The 2,983-nt window shown below is 36.4% G+C and carries 3 protein-coding genes; all 3 read left to right on the top strand.

Going from position 1 to position 2,983, the window contains the following annotated elements; all coding sequences use genetic code 11:
• Window positions 1-84 precede the first annotated feature (84 nt).
• Window positions 85-1,260: an NAD(P)/FAD-dependent oxidoreductase gene (locus tag AB3X49_RS20395; RefSeq protein ID WP_002185649.1), complete on the top strand. Its 1,176-nt coding sequence runs from the start codon at window positions 85-87 to the stop codon at window positions 1,258-1,260.
• Window positions 1,257-2,294 carry a proline racemase family protein gene (locus AB3X49_RS20390; protein ID WP_002185651.1) on the top strand — a complete coding sequence of 346 codons (1,038 nt, stop codon included), beginning with the start codon at window positions 1,257-1,259 and terminating at the stop codon, window positions 2,292-2,294. The genes AB3X49_RS20395 and AB3X49_RS20390 overlap by 4 nt, the downstream gene beginning before the upstream one ends.
• A partial coding sequence (locus tag AB3X49_RS20385; RefSeq protein ID WP_367964376.1) for a proline racemase family protein occupies window positions 2,291-2,983 on the top strand: 693 nt, incomplete at its 3' end. The genes AB3X49_RS20390 and AB3X49_RS20385, both read left to right, overlap by 4 nt.

Genomic DNA, 2,983 nt, shown 5'->3' with positions numbered 1-2,983 from the left:
CATATAAATAGTTCTGTATGTAGAGTTGGCACACCAATTGCATAAATAAAAAGTGAGAGATTTAGGAGAAAGGAGGGGTGCTATGTGAGACACTGTGACGTTTTAATAATAGGCGGTGGTATTATAGGATGTTCTATCGCTTATTACACATCAAAATACGGAAGAGACGTAACAATCATTGAAAAAGGGGAATTTGTCAGTGGAACGTCTTCACGGTGTGACGGGAACATTTTGGCTATTGATAAAGACCCAGGATTTGATAGTCAAATGTCGTTAGTAAGTCAAAAATTAGTAACTGAATTAAGTGAGGAGTTGGAACACTCATTTGAATATAGAGCGCCAGGAAGCATTCTCGTTTGTGAATCAGACGAAGAGATGGAGGCAGCGCAGCAATGGGTAAATCGTCAAAAAGAGGCTGGTTTACCATTTCGAATGCTTGATAGGCAAGATATAAAAGAAGAATCACCATTTTTTGCAGATGATTTATTAGGCGGTTTAGAATGTGCAACGGATTCAACTGTAAACCCATATCTTCTTGCTTTTTCACTTCTTGCAGAATCGAAGAAATTTGGTACAAAAGCTTTTAATCATACAGAAGTTAAAGAAGTGAAAAGAGATATAGACGGTTCCTTTATTGTAGAAACAACAATTGGAACGTTTACTGCGAAGCAAGTTGTGAACGCAGCCGGTGTGTGGGCTCCTAAAATCGGACAGATGTTAGATGTGAATATCCCAATTGAACCGAGAAAGGGACATATTATTGTAGCTTCAAGGCAACAACACGTTGGCTGCCGTAAAGTAATGGAATTTGGTTATTTAATTTCTAAATTTGGTGGAAAACGAAAAGTGGATGCTTTAACTGAAAAGTATGGGGTGGCACTTGTATTTGAACCGACAGAAAGCCAAAATTTTTTAATTGGTAGTAGTAGAGAGTTTGTAGGTTTTCATACGAAGATAAATAACGAGGTTATTAAATGTATTGCGAATAGAGCAATTCGTTTTTATCCGAAAATGGCAGATATGATGGTGATTCGTTCATATGCTGGATTACGCCCGTGGACAGAAGATCATTTGCCGATAATTTCACGAGTGGAACATATTCCGAATTATTTTATTGCAGCAGGGCATGAAGGCGATGGAATTAGTCTTGCGGCAGTTACCGGGAAAGTGATTGAGGAGTTATTAAATGAAAAAGAAACAATCATTCCTATTGAACCACTTCGTTTGAGTCGTTTTACAGAAAGGGTGTTAAACGGATGAGGTTACAAAGAGTCTTTACGACGATTGATACACATACAGGAGGGAATCCAACGAGGACATTAATTAGCGGACTTCCTAAGTTAATTGGAGAGACGATGGCAGAGAAGATGTTACATATGAAAAGAGAGTATGACTGGATTCGGAAATTGTTAATGAATGAACCTCGTGGTCATGATGTAATGTCAGGGGCATTATTAACAGATCCGTGTCATCCTGAAGCTGATATAGGTGTTATATACATAGAGACAGGTGGATATTTGCCGATGTGTGGCCACGATACAATCGGTGTATGTACAGCTTTAGTTGAATCAGGTTTAATTCCAGTAATTGAACCGGTTACTTCTTTAAAGCTAGATACACCAGCTGGCTTAGTTGAAGTAGATATTTCTGTTCAAGATGGGAAAGCGAAAGAAGTCTCCTTCTGTAACATACCAGCTTTTTTACTGAAAAATATTTCTGTACACGTCGAAGAAATTGGAACTGTAGAGGCTGATATTGCGTATGGAGGGAATTTTTATGCCATTATCGATGCGAAGTCAGTAGGTTTAGAGTTAGTACCAGAAAACGCATCTACAATCATTGATAAGGCTATTCATATTAGAAATACAATTAATGAGAAGTTTGAAATCATTCATCCAGAGTATTCGTTTATAAGAGGATTAACACATGTTGAATTTTATACAGATCCTACTCATGAAAGTGCGCATGTGAAAAACACAGTTGTTGTTCCGCCAGGAGGAATTGATCGATCTCCATGCGGCACAGGAACATCAGCGAAGTTAGCTGTATTATATGCTCATAAAAAAATTGATATCGATGAAGAATTTGTTCATGAGAGTATTGTAGGTTCTTTATTTAAAGGGTGTGTTATGAATACAACATATGTAGAAAATATTGAAGCTGTAGTAACGAAAATTACGGGATCAGCTTGGCTTATGGGTATGCATAGATTTTTTTACAATGAAAAGGATCCACTTAAAGAAGGCTTTTTGCTAATTCCGCCGATGGAACATGAAACGGAGGATGTAAAATGAACATTCAAAAAATGTATACAGCAGTAGACGTACACGTAAATGGCGAGGCATTTCGTGTAATGAAAGACGTACCATGTAAATACTACTACAGTTTGGAGCAATTAAACGAACAATTTTCAGGTGAATTAGCAGAAGAAATGAAGCTTTTATTAAATGAACCACGTGGTTTTATCGGTTTAAATGGATGTATTGTCGTTCCTTCTATTCATAATGAAGTGGATGCAGCTGTATTGTTTTTTAATCATGAAGGATCCATTCCTCTTCATTACGGAGGCATTGTCGCAGTAATAACGATGTTACTAGAAAGCGGGTATTTAAAAAAGAGAGAGTCTAATCAATACAAAATCGAAACGCTATCTGGCATATTTTCAGTGAATGCATATGTAGAGAATGATGAAGTTGTATCTGTTTCGTTTGAAAGCAAACTATGTTATATGATTGAGAAAAATTTAAAGGTTGGTAATATAAGTTACTCTCTCATACAGGCAGATAAAGTATATGCAGTTGTAGAAAAGGATACGTATTCGCCAGAAATCAGTATTGAAAACATCTCTAAATTAAAAAAATGGGGTGAAGCTACACTTCAAGCTATACAAAAACAGTCATTAATAAAAAGACTTATTTTAGTAGATTCTATGCAAAAAGAAAAGAACCATATAAAGTCGATTACATTTCATGAAGATAACTTT

It is taken from the genome of Bacillus sp. C30, from assembly GCF_040838255.1.
In the GTDB taxonomy this organism is placed as follows: Bacteria; Bacillota; Bacilli; order Bacillales; family Bacillaceae_G; genus Bacillus_A; species Bacillus_A mycoides.
The sequence above is the reverse complement of the archived record's forward strand: the minus strand, read 5'-3'. Positions and strand labels throughout refer to the sequence as shown.